Below are 18,454 nucleotides of genomic sequence, written 5' to 3'. Positions count from 1 at the left end.
ACCGCACGCCGCGACCACGGCACGCACTGCGTCACGCCATCGACGCGCGACGCGGACCGGGCCGCGCCGATTCGGCGCGGCCCGGCCCGGATCGGCCCGGAGCGAGCTGTTCCGGGCCGTTCCGGCACCGTGTGCCCCGGCTCGGATCGGCCCGTTCCGGCACCGTGCGCCCCCGCTCGGAGCGAGCCGTTCCGGCAGAGTGCGCCCCCATCCGGTTCGGCACCGCCGACCTGCTGTGACGGGCGTTTCGGCCGAAGTTCCGACGGAGTTCCGACGGAGTTTCGGCGAGGGTTTCAGCGGGCCGTAGGCCCCGGAATCACCGGGCCTCCGCGCACCCGGCGGGCCCCCTTCCGGGGTTTCATCTAAAGATCCGCTCAAGCGGTGGCAGAGGAGCACGAGGGCGCGCGGAACGCTCCAGTACAGTGGTCGCGGACGATGGCAGGGAGCGCGACACGCATCGTGCGCCTCCCGTGCGCCCTATGTCGCCACAGAACCTTCCTTCGATAGGCTGTACTGAATCCGCCCCGACGCAGAGCGCTTGCCTCTGCGCGGCGTCGCCGTACTTGTCGCGGCCCTCGCGGTGTTCCGTACCTCTTCGAGCAATCGCACGTAACCACAAGGAGAGTCATCGAGCGATGGCCGGTCCAGCGTTCCGCGCCGCCGCCGTCCGAGTGCGCGTCCCCGCCTCGAGCGCCAACCTCGGTCCTGGCTTCGACGCCCTCGGTCTGGCCCTGGGCCTCTACGACGACGTGGTGGTCCGGGTGGCCGACTCCGGTCTGCACGTCGACATCGCCGGTGAGGGCGCGGAGACGCTGCCGCGTGACGAGAAGCATCTGCTCGTACGGTCCCTGCGCACCGCCTTCGACCTGCTGGGCGGGCAGCCCCGCGGTCTCGAGCTGGTCTGCGCGAACCGCATTCCGCACGGCCGGGGCCTGGGCTCCTCCTCCGCCGCCATCTGCGCCGGGATCGTCGCCGCGCGCGCGGTGACCATAGGTGGCGCCGAGCGGCTCGACAACGAGGCGATGCTGGAGCTGGCCACCGAGATCGAGGGCCACCCCGACAATGTCGCCGCCTGTCTGCTCGGCGGTTTCACCCTCGCCTGGACCGACGCGGGGTCCGCCCGGGCGATCAGGATGGACCCTGCGGATTCCATCGTTCCGGTGGTCTTCGTCCCTGGTCGGCCGGTGCTCACCGAGACCGCCCGCGGCCTGCTGCCGCGCACCGTCCCGCATGTGGACGCGGCGGTCAACGCGGGCCGGGCCGCACTGCTCGTCGAGGCCCTGACCAGGCGTCCCGAGCTGCTGCTCGCGGCGACGGAGGACCGGCTGCACCAGGAATACCGCGCCCCGGCGATGCGGGAGAGCGTGAATCTGGTGAATCGACTGCGGGCGGACGGCGTCCCCGCGGTCATCTCCGGCGCGGGCCCCACGGTGCTCGCGCTGGTCGAGGACGGTGCGGCCGACAAGGTCGCACGACTGGCGGGCGAGGGGTGGGCGGCCAACCGGCTGGCTCTCGACGCCGGGGGGGCGAGCGTCCTGCCGCTCAACTGACACCTGGTCCGGGGCGCCCCGGACCCGGGAAAACTCGATAGCCGGTCTTGGAGAGGGGGAATGTTTGTTGGATCCGGTAGTGTTAACCTCAAGTCTGCACTGGATGCCTCTTGGATGTACTCGGAGGCGAGGTGCTTGGTGTCCCCATCCGGGACCACCCTTCTTCCGGGAGCCTCCCACACTGCCTGAGCAGCCTGCCTGAGCAGTATCGAGCACGCTCCGGAATCGGCGTGGCGGATTCTCCTGAACCCTCCGTCGCGTCGGAACCATGAATCTCTCCGCCTACCCGGCGGACCACCGCCCCGGCCCGGTCCGTAACGGAAGGACCACAGCCGGACAGCACAACCGGTCGCCGAGCCAGACAGGCCGACGCCCGCTCCAGGGAAGGACCCTTCGTGAGCGACACCACCGATCTGATGGGCGTGAACGCCTCCGGCACCTCCGACAGCGGTGTCGGCAACAACGCGCCCGCCACGGACGCTTCCGCGCCCGCCACCGGTGCTGCCACGGGCGCTGCCCCGCGGCGACGCCGCTCGGGCACCGGCCTTGACGCCATGGTCCTGGCCGAGCTCCAGCAGCTCGCCTCGAGCCTTGGCATCAGGGGCACCGCGCGGATGCGCAAAGGCCAGCTGATCGAGGTCATCAAGGAGAAGCAGGCCGCGGGCTCCGGCTCCGCCCAGGGCTCCGAGAGCACCCCGTCCGCCGCGGAGGGGGTGACCAAGCCGAAGCGCCGCACCACCTCCCGGGCCCGTACGGGCGACGACGGCGAGGAGAAGACCGGCAGCGCCAAGTCCTCGAAGTCCGCCGGGAAGGCGGAGAAGGCCGACAAGGCCGACGCCGAGGAGAAGGCCGTCGCGCAGCAGCAGATCGAGATCCCCGGCCAGCCCGGTGAGCCCGCCGGCGATGAGCAGCCGGCCGGTGAGCGCCGCCGCCGTCGCGCCACCGCGCCCGCCACCACCCCCGATTCCGGGGGCACGGCCACCGCTGTCGAGACCAAGGCGGAAGCGCGTACCGACGTCTCCGCCAAGACCGAGACCAGGACCGAGCCCAAGGGCGACGGCAAGGCCGAGGCCGCCGTCGACACCGCCGAGGGCAAGGGCGCCAGGAGCGGTGACCGCCAGGAGCGCGGCCAGAAGGGCGACCGCCGGGAGCGTCAGCGCGACCGTGGCGACCGCGACCGCGGCGACCGCCGCGGCAAGGGCGAGGACGGCGGCGGCCGTCAGCAGCGCGACGGGCGCGGACAGGGCCAGCAGCGCGCCGAGGAGAGCGACGACGACTTCGACGGCGGGCGCCGCGGGCGCCGCGGCCGCTACCGCGACCGCCGTGGCCGTCGTGGCCGCGACGACTTCGGCAATGAGCCGCAGGTGTCCGAGGACGATGTGCTGATCCCCGTCGCGGGCATCCTCGACATCCTCGACAACTACGCGTTCATCCGCACCTCCGGCTACCTCCCGGGCCCGAACGACGTCTATGTCTCGCTCGCCCAGGTCCGCAAGAACGGTCTGCGCAAGGGCGACCACGTCACCGGCGCGGTGCGCCAGCCCCGCGAGGGCGAGCGCCGCGAGAAGTTCAACGCGCTGGTGCGGCTGGACTCGGTCAACGGCATGGCGCCCGAAACCGGGCGCGGGCGGCCGGAGTTCGGAAAGCTGACGCCGCTTTACCCGCAGGACCGGCTGCGCCTCGAGACCGAGGCCGGCGGGCTGACGACCCGGATCATCGATCTGGTCGCGCCGATCGGCAAGGGGCAGCGCGGTCTGATCGTGGCCCCGCCGAAGACCGGTAAGACCATGATCATGCAGGCGATCGCCAACGCGATCACCCGCAACAGCCCCGAGTGCCATCTGATGGTCGTCCTCGTCGACGAGCGGCCGGAAGAGGTCACCGACATGCAGCGGTCGGTCAAGGGCGAGGTCATCTCCTCGACCTTCGACCGCCCGGCCGAGGACCACACCACCGTCGCGGAGCTGGCGATCGAGCGGGCCAAGCGCCTGGTCGAGCTGGGCCATGACGTGGTCGTCCTGCTGGACTCGATCACCCGCCTGGGCCGCGCCTACAACCTGGCGGCGCCGGCCTCCGGCCGCATCCTGTCCGGTGGTGTCGACTCGACCGCGCTCTACCCGCCGAAGAAGTTCTTCGGCGCCGCGCGCAACATCGAGGACGGCGGCTCGCTGACCATCCTGGCCACCGCGCTGGTCGAGACCGGCTCGCGCATGGACGAGGTGATCTTCGAGGAGTTCAAGGGCACCGGCAACATGGAGCTCAAGCTCGACCGGAAGCTCGCCGACAAGCGCATCTTCCCGGCGGTGGACGTCGACCCGTCCAGCACCCGCAAGGAGGAGATCCTGCTGGCGCCGGAGGAGCTGAACATCGTCTGGAAGCTCCGCCGGGTGCTGCACGCGCTCGACTCCCAGCAGGCCATCGAGCTGCTGCTGGACAAGATGAAGCAGACGAAGTCGAACGCCGAGTTCCTGATGCAGATCGCCAAGACCACGCCCACTCCGGGCAACAACGGCGACTGAGCGGACATCCGCCGGAACGGACCGTGGCCGAGGCCCCCCGCATCGCGGGGGGCCTCGTCGCGTTCCATGAGAGGTGGGTCACAGCGAAAAACCGGGGCCCGGACCGGCTTTGATCATGTTATCGCCCGCGAAAGGGCAGGTCAGAGCGGTAAGGCGGACGAAGGGGACGAACGGAACGCCGGGCCGCCCGCCCGGAAAACGGCCACCGTGCGTATGCAACCCTGGCGCACGGCCTTCCATCTGTCAGGTCGGAATACGGGGCCGGAACCCAGGCTGACTCCAGCGCGAATCCGCGACGCCACGCCTGACCGTGACGGCAGGGGGTACTCGGGGCAGCACACAGGACTGAGGAGCACATGGCCGAGGACAGCAGCAACGCACCGGTGACCCCGGGCCACCGCCGCGCCCGCGGGGCGACGGCCGGCCGCCGCCGCAAGCGGCCCAGCACACGCCGCAGGGCCGTGCTCTACACAGTGTGGACGCTGGCCGCCGTGCTGGTGCTGGGCGGCGCCGGACTCGGCTACCTCTACTACAAGCTGAACGGCAACCTCACCGGCGTCGACGTCAACGCCGCCCTCGGCGCCAACCGCCCCGAGAACGTCGACAACGGCTCGATGGACATCCTCGTCCTCGGCTCCGACTCCCGGGCCGGCAAGAACGCGGAGTACGGCAAGGACGAGGGCACCTCCCGCTCCGACACGGCGATGATCGTCCACGTCTACAAGGGCCATAAGAAGGCCAGCGTCATCAGCATCCCGCGCGACACCCTGATACAGCGGCCCTCCTGCACCACCAAGGACGGGCAGCAGACGCCGGCCGTGCGGGCGGCCATGTTCAACAGCGCCTACGAGGCCGGCGGCCCGGCCTGCACCATCAAGACCATCGAGTCCATGACCGGCATACGCATGGACCACTTCCTCGAGGTCGACTTCTCCGGCTTCAAGCAGCTGATAAACGACCTCGGCGGCGTCAACATCACCACCACCGCCCCGATCCACGACCCGAAGAGCCACCTCGACCTCGAGGCGGGACCGCACACGCTGAACGGGGAGCAGTCCCTGGGCCTGGTGCGCACCCGGCACGGCGTGGGCGACGGCAGCGACCTCGGCCGGATCAAGCTCCAGCAGGCGTTCGTCAAGGCGCTGCTGGACCAGGTCAAGCACGTCGATGTGTTCGGCAACCCGAAGAAGCTCTACGACCTCGCGGACACCTCCACCAAGGCGCTCACCACCGACTCCGAACTGGCCTCGGTGAGCAAGCTGAAGGGCTTCGCCGAATCCCTCAAGGGCATCGGCTCGGGCAACATGAAGATGACCACGCTGCCGGTCGAGTACGACCCGCAGAACCCGGCCCGGGTGCTGCCGATGGAGCGCAAGGCCCAGCTGATATGGACCGCGCTCCGCCACGACCAGCCGGTCCCCGCCTCCGCGACCAAGGGCTCCGCGGGCGACGCCACCAGCGCGGGCAAGGTCGTCGAGTAGCGCCGGGGAGGGCGTCGAGCGGCGCCGGGGGAGGGCCGGGAATATCCCGGCCCGTACCCCGGTTTTGGGGGATGCGGCCAGTACTGGCAGACTGGACCGTCGGTCCCGGTTCACGACAGGCAACCCGCCCGTCGACCCGGTACCCTCCCGAACCTAGGAGATTCCCTTGAAGCGCGAGATCCACCCGGAGTACGTCGAGACGCAGGTCAGCTGCACCTGTGGCGCGTCCTTCACCACCCGTAGCACCGTGAGCGGCGGCACCATCCGCGCCGACATCTGCTCCGAGTGCCACCCGTTCTACACGGGCAAGCAGAAGATCCTCGACACCGGTGGCCGTGTGGCGCGGTTCGAGGCCCGCTTCGGCAAGAACGCCGGGTCCGCCAAGAAGTAGCGACCCGCTCGGCGCCGGTCTTCGGTCGTCCCTCCCCTGGGGCGACCGGACCGGCGTTTTGTCGTCACCGGCCCTCCCGGCACTTCTTCCGCAACGCCACCCAGCAGACCACTCAGGGAGCCCTCCGATGTTCGAGGCGGTCGAGGAACTCATCGGCGAACACGCCGACCTCGAGAAGCGACTCGCCGACCCCGCGGTCCACGCCGACCAGCGGGAGGCACGGCGGCTCAACAAGCGTTACGCCGAGCTGACCCCGGTGATCACCGCCTATCGCGCCTGGAAGCAGGCCGGGGAGGACATCGAGACCGCCCGGGAGCTGGCCCAGGACGACCCCGACTTCGCGGACGAGGTCAAGGAGCTCGAGCTGAGCCGCGAGGAGCTGACCGACCGGCTCCGGCTGCTGCTCGTGCCCCGCGACCCCAGCGACGACAAGGACGTCATCCTCGAGGTCAAGGCCGGGGAGGGCGGCGAGGAGTCCGCGCTGTTCGCCGGCGACCTGCTGCGGATGTATCTGCGGTACGCCGAGCGCGTCGGCTGGAAGACCGAGATCATCGACGCCAATGAGTCCGACCTCGGCGGCTACAAGGACGTCCAGGTCGCGGTCAAGACCAGGGGCACCGGCGAGCCCGGCCAGGGCGTCTGGGCCCGGCTGAAGTACGAGGGCGGGGTGCACCGGGTGCAGCGGGTGCCCGCCACCGAGTCCCAGGGCCGTATCCACACCTCCGCGGCCGGTGTGCTGGTCACGCCCGAGGCCGAGGAGGTCGAGGTCGAGATCGGCCCGAACGATCTGCGGATCGACGTCTACCGCTCCTCCGGCCCCGGCGGCCAGTCGGTCAACACCACCGACTCCGCGGTGCGCATCACCCACCTGCCCACCGGCATCGTGGTCTCCTGCCAGAACGAGAAGAGCCAGCTCCAGAACAAGGAGCAGGCGCTGCGCATCCTGCGCTCGCGGCTGCTGGCCGCGGCCCAGGAGGAGGCCGAGCGGGAGGCGTCGGACGCGCGCCGCAGCCAGGTCCGCACCGTCGACCGGTCCGAGCGCATCCGCACGTACAACTTCCCGGAAAACCGGATCTCGGACCATCGGGTCGGTTTCAAGGCGTACAACTTGGACCAAGTGCTCGACGGCGAACTCGATCCGGTCATCCAGGCGTGCGTCGACGCCGACGCGGCCGTCAAGCTGGCGGCCGCGGGCTGAGCCGCGCACCTCTCGAACGCTTCGTGCCCTTGTCCGGACCAGCTGGAGGAATTCAGTGAACGTGCTGCTCGCCGAGGTGGCGCAGGCCACTCAGCGGCTGGCCGACGCGGGCGTGCCCTCTCCGCGCTTCGACGCGGAAGAGCTCGCCGCCTTTGTGCACGGCGTCAAGCGGGGAGAGCTGCACGGCGTGCCCGACGCCGACTTCGACGCCCGCTACTGGGAGGCGGTGGCCCGACGTGAGGCCCGTGAGCCCCTTCAGCACATCACCGGGCGCGCCTTCTTCCGCTATCTGGAGCTCCAGGTCGGACCGGGGGTCTTCGTGCCGCGGCCGGAGACCGAGTCGGTGGTCGGCTGGGCGATAGACGCGGTCCGCGCCATGGACGTCGTGGAACCGCTCATCGTCGATCTGTGCTCCGGTTCCGGGGCCATCGCCCTGGCGCTCGCCCAGGAGGTGCCGCGCTCCCGGGTGCACGCCGTGGAGCTGGACGAGGGCGCCCTGCGCTGGGCCCGCAAGAACGTCGAGGGGTCCCGCGTCGTTCTCCATCACGCGGACGCGTTGACGGCCCTGCGCGAGCTGGACGGGCAGGTGGACCTCGTCATCAGCAACCCGCCGTACATCCCGCTGACCGAGTGGGAGTACGTCGCGCCGGAGGCCCGCGACCACGACCCCCAGCTCGCGCTCTTCTCCGGTGAGGACGGCCTCGATGTGATCCGTGGCCTGGAGCGCACCGCCCACCGGCTGCTGCGCCCCGGGGGCGTGGTGGTCATCGAACACGCAGACACCCAGGGCGGCCAGGTGCCGTGGATCTTCACGGAGGAGCGTGGCTGGGCGGACGCCGCCGACCACCCCGACCTGAACAACCGGCCCCGGTTCGCCACCGCGCGGAAGGCCATGCCGTGACGGCGGCACCGCACCACACATTGGCCACGTACGAGGAGGTCCGTTAAAGATGGCACGGCGATACGACTGCGGGGACGCGACCGACCGCAAGACCGGCCTGCGCGAGGCCGCCTCCGCCGTCCGCCGCGGCGAACTGGTCGTGCTGCCCACCGACACTGTCTACGGGATCGGCGCGGACGCCTTCAACGCCGAGGCGGTCGGCGATCTGCTGGAGGCCAAGGGCCGCGGCCGCAACATGCCCACCCCGGTGCTGGTCGGCTCCCCGAACACCCTGCACGGACTGGTCACCGACTTCTCCGAGATGGCCTGGGAGCTGGTGGACGCCTTCTGGCCCGGCGCCCTCACCCTCATCGCCCGGCACCAGCCCTCGCTCACCTGGGACCTGGGGGAGACCCGGGGCACCGTCGCGATCCGGATGCCGCTGCACCCGGTCGCGATCGAGCTGCTCACGGACTTCGGCCCGATGGCGGTCTCCAGCGCCAATCTGACCGGCCACCCCTCTCCGCAGGACTGCGACGCCGCCCAGGACATGCTGGGGGACTCCGTCTCGGTGTACCTCGACGGCGGGCCGACCCCGGCCGCCGTGCCCTCCTCGATCGTCGACGTCACCGGCAAGGTGCCGGTGCTGCTCCGGGCGGGCGCGCTCACCGCCGAGCAGCTCCGGGAGGTCGTACCCGACCTCGAGGTGGCGAATTGACAGCCCCTGAGGGGCGTGGCATAGCGGAACACCGTGAGAAGAACGCCGAGGCCACCTTCCGCATCCTCCACGTCAGCACCGGCAATGTGTGCCGCTCGCCGATCACCGAGCGGCTGACCCGGCACGCCCTCGCGCACCGCCTCGGAAGCGCCCGCACCCGCGGTCTGATCGTGGAGAGCGCCGGCACCTGGGGCCATGAGGGCGCGCCCATGGAGGCGCACGCCGCGACGGTCCTGACCGACTTCGGCGCCGACCCGGCGGGCTTCCTCGGCCGTGAGCTGCTGGACGAGCACGTCATCCGCGCCGACCTGGTGCTGACCGCCACCCGCGACCACCGGGCCCAGGTCATCTCGATGGGGCATTCGGCGGGGCTGCGCACCTTCACGCTCAAGGAGTTCACCCGGCTGGTGCGGGCCATAGACCCCGCGACCCTGCCCGACCCGGAGGAGGCGGGCGGCGTGGTCGAGCGCGCCCGCGCCCTGGTCCAAGCGGCGGCCGCGCTGCGCGGCTGGCTGCTGGCGCCCAACGAGGACGCGGACGAGGTGCACGATCCGTACGGGGCGCCCATCACCTTCTTCCGTTCCATCGGGGACGAGATCAACCAGGCCCTGGACCCGGTCGTCACGGCGCTGACGGGCGTTCCCGCGCCCGCGTAGCCCCTCGGAGTCCCAAAGGGGGCTCACCATGGGGTTTTCCGGGCCGCACGGCGCGCCCGGGGGCCGTGTGGGGCCTACATTGGGGGTGACCACCTATGTCTGTCTATGCCCCCCGTTGTCCCCTCCCAAGGCTGTGAGCACGCCATGGCCGTCACCCCCTGGGGCCCCGATTTCGGAGCGCTCACCCGCCAGGACCCGGAGCTGGCGGGGATCATCCTGAGCGAGATCGACCGCGTCTCCGGCGGACTTCAGCTGATCGCGGCCGAGAACTTCGCCTCGCCGGCCGTACTGGCGGCCCTGGCCTCGCCGCTGGCCAACAAGTACGCCGAGGGGTATCCAGGCGCCCGCCACCACGGCGGCTGCGAGATCGTGGACATCGCCGAGCGGGTGGCCCAGGACCGGGCGAAGGCGCTGTTCGGCGCCGAGCACGCCAATGTGCAGCCGCATTCGGGGTCCTCGGCGGTGCTGGCCGCCTACGCCGCGCTGCTGCGGCCCGGGGACACGGTGCTGGCGATGGCGCTGCCGCACGGCGGCCACCTCACCCATGGCTCACCCGCCAATTTCTCCGGCCGCTGGTTCGACTTCATCGGCTACGGCGTCGATCCGGCGACGGGTCTGATCGACTACGAGCAGCTCCGCGAGCTCGCCCGTGCCCACCGGCCGAAGGCGATCGTCTGCGGTTCGATCTCCTACCCGCGCCACCTGGACTACGCCGCCTTCCGCGCCGTAGCCGACGAGGTGGGCGCGTATCTCATCGCCGACGCCGCCCATTCGATCGGTCTGGTCGCGGGAAAGGTGGCGCCCTCTCCGGTGCCGTACGCGGACGTGGTGTGCGCAACGACACACAAAGTGCTGCGCGGGCCGCGCGGCGGAATGCTGCTGTGCGGTGCGGAGCTCGCCGAGCGGGTCGACCGGGCGGTGTTCCCGTTCACCCAGGGCGGCGCCCAGATGCACTCCGTCGCGGCCAAGGCGGTGGCGTTCGGCGAGGCCGCGGCGCCCGCCTACACCGCCTATGCGCGGCGGGTGGTGGCCAATGCCCGGGTGCTCGCGGACGCCCTGGTCGCGGAGGGTCTCGCGGTGACCACGGGCGGCACCGACACCCATATGATCACCGCCGACACGGCCCCGCTGGGCCTGGAAGGGCGCACCGCGAAGGGCCGTTGCGCGGCCGCCGGAATCGTCCTGGACACCTGCGCCCTGGCCTCCGCCACGGACCCCCGGGGATGCGTGAAGGGGCTGCGGCTGGGCACCGCCGCGGTGACCACCCAGGGAATGGGAGCTCCGGAAATGGAGCGGATAGCCGCCCTCATGGGAACCGTGTTGCGGGACGAGGGCGTGGTACGGGAAAAGGTGGCGGAACTGGCCGGGAGATTTCCGCCCTATCCGGACGAGGGTCGAATCATGCAACCATCCGAAGGTGTAGGACGTCTGTAAGTACGTTCACCGAGAGGCGTCCGACACGCATAGGGTGTGGGGCTGTGATGGCCAGCGATACCTCTGGGGCAGCCTGTGCGTGAATACCTGCTGACTCTGTGCATCACGGCCGCGGTCACTTATCTGCTGACCGGGCCGGTGCGGAAATTCGCCATCGCGGCCGGTGCGATGCCAGAGATCCGTGCCCGTGATGTGCATCGCGAGCCCACGCCGCGGCTCGGTGGCATCGCCATGTTCGGCGGGCTGTGCGCGGGGCTGCTGGTCGCGGCCCACCTCACCAACCTCAAGGACGTCTTCGAGCTGTCCAACGAGCCACGGGCGCTGCTGTCCGGCGCCGGGCTGATCTGGCTGCTCGGCGTGCTGGACGACAAGTGGGGCGTGGACGCGCTGATCAAGCTGGGCGGCCAGATGATCGCCGCCGGTGTGATGGTGCTCCAGGGTCTGACCATCCTGTGGCTTCCGGTGCCCGGTGTGGGGCCGGTCTCGCTGACCCCCTGGCAGGGCACGCTGCTCACCGTCGCCCTGGTCGTCATCACCATCAACGCGGTCAACTTCGTCGACGGGCTCGATGGTTTGGCGTCCGGGATGGTGTGCATCGCCGCGGCCGCGTTCTTCATGTACGCGTACCGCATCTGGTACGGCTACGGCCTGGAGGCGGCCGCGCCCGCCACCCTGTTCGCCGCCGTCCTCATGGGGATGTGCCTGGGCTTCCTGCCGCATAACGCGCACCCCGCGCGGATCTTCATGGGCGACTCGGGCTCGATGCTGATCGGGCTGGTGCTGGCGGCGGGCGCCATCTCCATCACCGGCCAGGTCGACCCGGACGCGATGAAGCTGTTCGAGGGGTCGGAGCAGGCCGCGGTGCACGCCACCGTCCCGGTCTACATCCCGCTGTTGCTGCCGCTGACCGTCATCGCGGTGCCCTTCGCCGACCTGGTGCTGGCCATCGTCCGGCGCACCTGGCGGGGCCAGTCGCCGTTCGCCGCCGACCGTGGCCATCTGCACCACCGGCTGCTGGAGATCGGCCACTCGCACAGCCGGGCCGTCCTGATCATGTACTTCTGGTCGGCGCTGATCGCCTTCGGCGCCGTGGCCTACTCGGTGAACTCGGCGGGTGTGTGGTTCGTGCTCGCCATCGTCGCGCTGAGCGGGGTCGGGCTGGTGCTGTTGCTGCTGCCGCGGTTCACCCCGCGGGTGCCGCGCTGGGCGGAGGCGTTCGTTCCGCCTCGCTACCGCCGCGCCAACCGGATCGGCCGGGCCGAGCAGGGCGCCGGGACACCGGCCGAGGCTCCCGCCGAGCCCGTGGCGGCCACGGCCGGCGCGGGGTCCGCGGCCTCGGGGCCGGAGATGATCGCGCCCGATCCCGTGGGCCCGGGGGTGAACGGCGGAGCGGACAACGGGGCGAACGGCGCTGTGAACGGCGCCACCGCGATCGGCGACCGGTCCCGTTTCATCCACCGCCGCAGGATCGGATCGTCCCGGTAATCCCCCTGGTAATTCCCCAGAAAACGCCGGGAGATGCCGGTCGGGAAGGGCGCTGAAGATCACAGGACGGCGTCAGCACGGTACACACCGCATAACTCTCCCGTGTGACGTGCAGCACATCTGGTGGGTAAAGACCTCATCAAATAGTTTGTGATACCGTTCACTAAACCCGGTGCTTAGACCCGAGGGGCCGTAGGGCGATGGCTCTTCGTCGTGAGGTCTCCTCTGTCCCCGGGGATACGCTCGTCCACGACGAATCGTTGCTTCCGACTCTTGCCGGAGAAACCCTTCATGCAGTCCAACGACGCCAGAACGCTCCTGAGTTGCGCCGTGCCCACAGCCGTCGCCGGTGTGGTCGCGGTCGCTGTCAGTTCTGTGCTCGCAGGTGGCAAGGGAGCGATCGGGGCGGGGTTCGGAGCGGTGGTCGCCGCCGGGGTCATGGCGATGGGCCTGATCGTTTTGCAGCGCACCGCGAAGTACCTCCCGCATCTCTTCCAGGCGATGGGCCTGGTGCTCTACATGACCCAGTTCCTGCTGGTGGCGGTCGTGCTCGCGGTGTTCAAGGACACCACGCTGTTCAGCACCAAGGCGTTCGCCTTCGCGTTGCTCGCCGCCACCCTGGTGTGGGTCGGCGCGCAGACCCGTGCGCACATGAAGGCCAAGATCCTGTATGTGGAGCCGGAATCCGAGGACGAACGCAAGCCCGGCGGGGCGAAGAAGTCCGCTCCCGCCGGGTCTCCATCGTGAGAAGTAGGGCCGGGATAAGAGCGTGTGCGCTCACCTGCTATCGTCCGGTGCCATCTGAGGCACAGCGGGCGCAGGTAGCCGAACCCCCGGATTCCACGGGACGGAGTCGGCGGCCCATGCAGCTGATGCCCGACACACCACTCGGCCACGCGCCGACCATTCACTTCGACATTCGTATGACCAGTCCAGTGCCGTTCCGTGGCTGTGCGCCGCGCCGACACAACGAGGTTGCCGTACCCATGCGCCACGCTGAAGGAGCTCGCGGTGAGTTCTGACCAGACGCTCGCCTTCGAGACGAACTGCCACATCTTCGATGGGTGCGGCTTCCCGGCACCCGGACTTCATTCGTTCAAGTTCGAGCCGCTCTTCTCGGTGGGCGGGTTCGACTTCAACAAGCCGATGCTGCTCGCTCTGCTGGGCACCGTCGCCATCGTCTGGTTCTTCTGGGCCGCCTTCGGGCGGGCCAAGGTGGTCCCGGGCAAGCTCCAGATGGTCGGCGAAGCGGGCTATGACTTCGTCCGCCGAGGGATCGTCTACGAGGCGCTCGGCAAGAAGGAGGGCGAGAAGTACGTCCCTCTCATGGTCTCGATCTTCTTCTTCGTCTGGGTCATGAATCTCTGGTCGGTCATTCCGGTCGCCCAGTTCCCGGTGACGTCGATCATCGCCTACCCGGCCGGTATGGCCGCCATCGTCTACATCCTGTGGATGAGCCTGACCTTCAGGAAGCACGGCCTCGTCGGCGGCTTCAAGAACATCACCGGCTATGACAAGTCGCTGGGAGCGGTGCTGCCGCTCGCCATGACGATCGAGTTCTTCTCGAACGTGCTGGTGCGGCCCTTCACGCACGCGGTCCGGCTCTTCGCCAACATGTTCGCGGGCCACCTGCTGATCGTGATGTTCACGGTGGCGAGCTGGTACCTGCTGAACGGGGTCGGCATCGCCTACGCCGGTGTCTCCTTCGTCATGACCATCGTCATGACCGCCTTCGAGCTCTTCATCCAGGCCGTTCAGGCGTACGTCTTCGTGCTTCTGGCCTGCACCTACATCCAGGGCGCGCTCGCCGAGCACCACTGAGCAGCCCTACCCCTCGTCCATGAGACGTCCGGTGGCCAACCCCCACCGGTCCGCGAAAGAGAAGGAAGAAACAGCATGTCCGCTGTGGACCTCGCCGCAGGTGTTTCCGGCTCCCTCGGCTCCATCGGTTATGGCCTCGCGGCCATCGGCCCCGGCGTCGGCGTCGGCATCATCTTCGGTAACGGCACCCAGGCCCTGGCACGTCAGCCCGAGGCGGCCGGCCTGATTCGCGCCAACCAGATTCTCGGCTTCGCCTTCTGTGAGGCGCTGGCCCTGATCGGCATTGTCATGCCGTTCGTGTTCGGTAAGTGATCTGACGCTTACCGATTGCCCCTTTCGACGAAAGGCACTGATGTGAACGCCCTGGTATACCTGGCGCAGGAGGCGGAGGAGCAGAGCCCCCTCGTCCCGCCGGTCCCGGAGCTGGTCATCGGCCTGATCGCCTTTGCCATCGTCTTCTTCTTCCTCGCCAAGAAGCTCCTCCCGAACATCAACCGGGTTCTGGAGGAGCGCCGCGAGGCGATCGAAGGCGGCATGGAGAAGGCCGAGGCCACTCAGGCCGAAGCCCAGCAGGTCCTCGAGGACTACCGAGCCCAGCTCGCCGACGCCCGTCACGAGGCCGCGCGACTGCGCCAGGAGGCGCAGGAGCAGGGTGCCGCGCTCATCGCCGAGATGCGCGCGGAGGGCCAGCGGCAGCGTGAGGAGATCATCGCTGCCGGTCACTCCCAGATCGAGGCCGATCGCAAGCAGGCCGCTCAGACCCTGCGCCAGGACGTGGGCAGGCTCGCCACCGACCTGGCCGGCCGGATCGTCGGTGAGTCGCTCGAGGACGTGGCCCGGCAGAGCCGCACCATCGACCGGTTCCTCGACGAGCTCGACCACAAGGCTTCGACGGCGGCCGACGGCTCGAAGGCAGAGGCCGGCCGATGAACGGAGCGAGCCGGGATGCACTGGCAGCCGCGCGCGAGAGCTTCGACGCCCTGACGGACAACACCGCCGTCGACGCGACGAAGCTCGCCGATGAGCTGGCCGCCGTCACCGCGCTGCTCGACCGCGAGGTCTCGCTGCGCCGGGTCCTCACCGACCCGGCGCAGCCCGGCGAGGCCAAGGCCGGGCTGGCCGCGCGGGTGCTGGGTGGGCAGGTCGGCGGGGAGACCATCGACCTGATCTCCGGCCTGGTCCGTTCCCGCTGGTCGCGCTCGCGTGACCTGGTGGACTCGATCGAGGAGCTGGCCGACGCGGCCGACCTGGTGGCGGCCGAGCGGGCGGGCACCCTCGACAACGTCGAGGACGAGGTGTTCCGGTTCGGCCGGATCGTCTCCTCCTCGGCCGAGCTCCGGGGCGCGCTCACCGACCGGCGGGCGAGCGTCTCCGCCAAGGCCGGGCTGGTCCGCGAGCTGCTCGGCGGCCGGGCCGACCGGGTGACCGAGCGGCTGGTGATCCGCCTGGTGAGCCATCCGCGGGGTCGTAGCCTGGAGGCGGGTCTCGACGAGCTGTCCAAGCTGGCGGCGGCGCGCCGGGACCGTACGGTCGCGGTCGTCACCTCGGCGGTGCCGCTCAGCGACCGGCAGAAGCAGCGGCTCGGTGAGGCACTGGGGAAGCTGTACGGACGGAAGATGCACCTCAATCTCGACGTGGACCCGGCGGTCCTCGGCGGGATCTCGGTGCGCATCGGCGACGAGGTCATCAACGGGACCATCGCGGACCGCCTCGAAGAGGCGACCCGGCGGATGGCCGGCTGACACAGCCACCAACTCAACAAGCATGTAAGCGGCCCGAGTTGGGCCGTAGTCAGATACTTCGGGCCCAACAAGGAGAGCAGGGAACCCAGATGGCGGAGCTCACGATCCGGCCGGAGGAGATCCGGGACGCGCTGGAGAACTTTGTCCAGGCGTACCAGCCGGACGCGGCCTCGCGCGAGGAGGTCGGTACGGTCAGCGTTGCCGGCGACGGCATCGCGAGGGTCGAGGGTCTTCCCTCGGCCATGGCGAACGAACTGCTGAAGTTCGAGGACGGCACCCTCGGTCTCGCCCTCAACCTCGAGGAGCGCGAGATCGGTGCGGTCGTCCTCGGAGAGTTCAGCGGTATCGAGGAGGGCCAGCAGGTGCACCGCACCGGCGAGGTCCTTTCGGTCGCCGTCGGCGAGGGCTATCTCGGCCGCGTCGTCGACCCGCTGGGTACTCCGATCGACGGCCTCGGCGAGATCGAGACCGAGGGCCGCCGAGCCCTCGAGCTTCAGGCCCCCACGGTCATGGACCGCAAGTCGGTGCACGAGCCGATGGAGACCGGCTACAAGGCCGTCGACGCGATGACCCCGATCGGCCGCGGCCAGCGCCAGCTGATCATCGGCGACCGGCAGACCGGCAAGACCGCGCTCTGCGTCGACACGATCATCAACCAGCGCGACAACTGGCGCTCCGGCGACCCGAAGAAGCAGGTCCGCTGCATCTACGTCGCCATCGGCCAGAAGGGTTCCACCATCGCGTCCGTGCGCGGCGCGCTGGAGGAGGCCGGTGCCCTGGAGTACACCACCATCGTCGCCGCCCCGGCGTCCGACCCGGCGGGCTTCAAGTACCTCGCCCCCTACACCGGCTCGGCCATCGGCCAGCACTGGATGTACCAGGGCAAGCACGTTCTGATCGTCTTCGACGACCTGTCCAAGCAGGCCGACGCCTACCGTGCCGTCTCCCTGCTGCTGCGCCGCCCGCCGGGCCGTGAGGCGTACCCGGGCGACGTCTTCTACCTGCACTCCCGGCTGCTGGAGCGCTGCGCCAAGCTCTCCGACGAGATGGGTGCCGGTTCGATGACCGGTCTGCCGATCGTGGAGACCAAGGCCAACGACGTCTCGGCGTTCATTCCGACCAACGTCATCTCCATCACCGACGGCCAGTGCTTCCTGGAGTCCGACCTGTTCAACGCCGGTCAGCGCCCGGCCCTGAACGTCGGTATCTCGGTCTCCCGAGTCGGTGGCTCCGCCCAGCACCGGGCCATGCGCCAGGTCTCCGGCCGGCTCCGGGTGGACCTCGCCCAGTACCGCGAGCTCGAGGCGTTCGCCGCCTTCGGCTCCGACCTGGACGCGGCCTCCAAGGCTTCCCTGGAGCGCGGTGCGCGCATGGTCGAGCTGCTGAAGCAGTCGCAGTACGCCCCATTCTCCACCGAGGACGAGATCGTCTCCATCTGGTCCGGCACCACCGGCAAGATGGACGATGTCCCGGTCGAGGACATCCGCCGCTTCGAGCGGGAGCTGCTCGACTACCTGCACCGTGAGCACAAGTCGCTGCTGACCAGCATCGTCGAGGGCGGCAAGATGTCCGACGACACCATCCAGGCGCTGAGCGAGGCCGTCGACTCCTTCAAGCGGCAGTTCGAGACCTCGGACGGCAAGCTGCTGGGCGAGGGCTGAGCATGGGTGCCCAGCTCCGGGTCTACAAGAGGCGGATCAAGTCCATCTCTGCGACCAAGAAGATCACCAAGGCGATGGAGATGATCGCCGCCTCGCGCGTCGTCAAGGCGCAGCGCCGGGTGGCCGCGTCGAGTCCGTACGCCAGTGAGCTCACCCGGGCGGTGGGCGCGGTTGCCACCGGCTCCACCACCCAGCACCCGCTCACCACCGAGGCGAAGAACCCGACGCGGGCCGCGCTGCTGCTCATCACGAGCGACCGTGGTCTGGCCGGCGGCTACTCCTCCAATGTCATCAAGGCGGCCGAGCAGCTCACCGAGCGGCTCAGCGGCGAGGGCAAAGAGGTGGACGCCTACATCGTCGGCCGCAAGGGCGTCGCCTACTACGGCTTCCGTGAGCGCAAGGTCACGGAGTCGTGGACCGGCTTCACCGACAACCCGACCTACGCGGACGCCAAGAAGATCGCGGGCCCGCTGATCGAGGCGGTCCTCAAGGACACGGCCGACGGCGGCGTGGACGAGCTGCACATCGTGTTCACCGAGTTCGTCTCGATGCTGACGCAGACGCCGGTCAACGACCGGCTGCTGCCGCTCAGCCTCGAGGAGAAGGCGGACGAGGAGAAGGCGAAGGGCGAGATCCTTCCGCTGTTCGACTTCGAGCCGTCGTCGGAGGACGTCCTCGACGCCCTGCTGCCGCGGTACGTCGAGTCCCGTATCTACAACGCCCTGCTCCAGGCCGCCGCCTCCAAGCACGCGGCCACCCGGCGGGCGATGAAGTCGGCGACCGACAACGCCGAAGAGCTCATCAAGTCGCTCACGCGGCTTGCCAACGCGGCCCGCCAGGCCGACATCACCCAGGAAATCAGCGAGATCGTCGGTGGCGCGAGCGCTCTGGCCGACGCCTCTGCGGGGAGTGACTGAC

The 18,454-nt window shown here is 69.6% G+C and carries 18 protein-coding genes; all 18 read left to right on the top strand.

The genetic code is table 11. The features are described 5' to 3' along the window. Positions 1 to 239 (top strand): hypothetical protein (locus NQU54_RS25505; protein ID WP_257633150.1); only part of this gene is annotated, 239 nt, incomplete at its 5' end. Between the two features lie 396 nt (positions 240 to 635). Next, positions 636 to 1,550: a homoserine kinase gene (thrB, locus tag NQU54_RS25500; RefSeq protein WP_069866853.1), complete on the top strand. Its 915-nt coding sequence runs from the start codon at positions 636 to 638 to the stop codon at positions 1,548 to 1,550. Positions 1,551 to 1,945: 395 nt separating this feature from the next. Continuing rightward, positions 1,946 to 4,069: a transcription termination factor Rho gene (gene rho / locus NQU54_RS25495; protein WP_257633149.1), complete on the top strand. Its 2,124-nt coding sequence runs from the start codon at positions 1,946 to 1,948 to the stop codon at positions 4,067 to 4,069. A gap of 356 nt (positions 4,070 to 4,425) precedes the next feature. After that, positions 4,426 to 5,550 carry an LCP family protein gene (locus tag NQU54_RS25490; RefSeq protein WP_257633148.1) on the top strand — a complete coding sequence of 375 codons (1,125 nt, stop codon included), beginning with the start codon at positions 4,426 to 4,428 and terminating at the stop codon, positions 5,548 to 5,550. 166 nt (positions 5,551 to 5,716) lie between these two features. Then, positions 5,717 to 5,941, top strand: coding sequence for a 50S ribosomal protein L31 (rpmE, locus tag NQU54_RS25485; RefSeq protein ID WP_201851294.1), 225 nt, complete (start codon positions 5,717 to 5,719; stop codon positions 5,939 to 5,941). Between the two features lie 127 nt (positions 5,942 to 6,068). Further along, on the top strand, positions 6,069 to 7,139 hold the full coding sequence (gene prfA / locus NQU54_RS25480) for a peptide chain release factor 1 (protein WP_257633147.1): 1,071 nt from the start codon (positions 6,069 to 6,071) through the stop codon (positions 7,137 to 7,139). Between the two features lie 55 nt (positions 7,140 to 7,194). Further along, positions 7,195 to 8,040: a peptide chain release factor N(5)-glutamine methyltransferase gene (prmC, locus tag NQU54_RS25475; protein WP_069866849.1), complete on the top strand. Its 846-nt coding sequence runs from the start codon at positions 7,195 to 7,197 to the stop codon at positions 8,038 to 8,040. Between the two features lie 49 nt (positions 8,041 to 8,089). Next, positions 8,090 to 8,737: an L-threonylcarbamoyladenylate synthase gene (locus NQU54_RS25470; protein ID WP_069866848.1), complete on the top strand. Its 648-nt coding sequence runs from the start codon at positions 8,090 to 8,092 to the stop codon at positions 8,735 to 8,737. Continuing rightward, the gene (locus NQU54_RS25465; protein ID WP_069866846.1) at positions 8,734 to 9,393 is read left to right on the top strand and encodes an arsenate reductase/protein-tyrosine-phosphatase family protein; all 660 of its coding nucleotides are present in this window, start codon (positions 8,734 to 8,736) and stop codon (positions 9,391 to 9,393) included. Before NQU54_RS25470 ends, NQU54_RS25465 begins: the two co-directional genes overlap by 4 nt. Positions 9,394 to 9,537: 144 nt before the next feature. Continuing rightward, positions 9,538 to 10,827, top strand: a complete 1,290-nt coding sequence (gene glyA / locus NQU54_RS25460) for a serine hydroxymethyltransferase (RefSeq protein WP_257633146.1) — start codon at positions 9,538 to 9,540, stop codon at positions 10,825 to 10,827. A gap of 63 nt (positions 10,828 to 10,890) precedes the next feature. Further along, on the top strand, positions 10,891 to 12,312 hold the full coding sequence (locus NQU54_RS25455; protein WP_257633156.1) for an MraY family glycosyltransferase: 1,422 nt from the start codon (positions 10,891 to 10,893) through the stop codon (positions 12,310 to 12,312). A gap of 291 nt (positions 12,313 to 12,603) precedes the next feature. Next, positions 12,604 to 13,059: a Cg1360 family ATP-synthase-associated protein gene (locus NQU54_RS25450; protein ID WP_257633145.1), complete on the top strand. Its 456-nt coding sequence runs from the start codon at positions 12,604 to 12,606 to the stop codon at positions 13,057 to 13,059. Positions 13,060 to 13,323: 264 nt separating this feature from the next. Then, positions 13,324 to 14,133, top strand: a complete 810-nt coding sequence (atpB, locus tag NQU54_RS25445) for a F0F1 ATP synthase subunit A (protein WP_257633144.1) — start codon at positions 13,324 to 13,326, stop codon at positions 14,131 to 14,133. 75 nt (positions 14,134 to 14,208) lie between these two features. Further along, the gene (locus tag NQU54_RS25440; RefSeq protein WP_093464694.1) at positions 14,209 to 14,445 is read left to right on the top strand and encodes an ATP synthase subunit C-like protein; all 237 of its coding nucleotides are present in this window, start codon (positions 14,209 to 14,211) and stop codon (positions 14,443 to 14,445) included. Positions 14,446 to 14,487: 42 nt separating this feature from the next. Further along, positions 14,488 to 15,063: a F0F1 ATP synthase subunit B gene (locus NQU54_RS25435; RefSeq protein ID WP_257633143.1), complete on the top strand. Its 576-nt coding sequence runs from the start codon at positions 14,488 to 14,490 to the stop codon at positions 15,061 to 15,063. Then, positions 15,060 to 15,875 carry a F0F1 ATP synthase subunit delta gene (locus tag NQU54_RS25430; RefSeq protein WP_257633142.1) on the top strand — a complete coding sequence of 272 codons (816 nt, stop codon included), beginning with the start codon at positions 15,060 to 15,062 and terminating at the stop codon, positions 15,873 to 15,875. The genes NQU54_RS25435 and NQU54_RS25430 overlap by 4 nt, the downstream gene beginning before the upstream one ends. A gap of 89 nt (positions 15,876 to 15,964) precedes the next feature. After that, entirely contained in the window at positions 15,965 to 17,536 is a 1,572-nt protein-coding gene (gene atpA / locus NQU54_RS25425; protein ID WP_257633141.1) for a F0F1 ATP synthase subunit alpha, read from the top strand. A gap of 2 nt (positions 17,537 to 17,538) precedes the next feature. Further along, on the top strand, positions 17,539 to 18,453 hold the full coding sequence (locus NQU54_RS25420; RefSeq protein WP_257633140.1) for a F0F1 ATP synthase subunit gamma: 915 nt from the start codon (positions 17,539 to 17,541) through the stop codon (positions 18,451 to 18,453). The last annotated feature ends 1 nt before the right edge of the window (position 18,454 follow it).

This window comes from Streptomyces malaysiensis subsp. samsunensis (assembly GCF_024519315.1).
Classification (GTDB): Bacteria; Actinomycetota; Actinomycetes; order Streptomycetales; family Streptomycetaceae; genus Streptomyces; species Streptomyces malaysiensis.
This window is presented reverse-complemented; position numbering and strand designations above follow the sequence as displayed.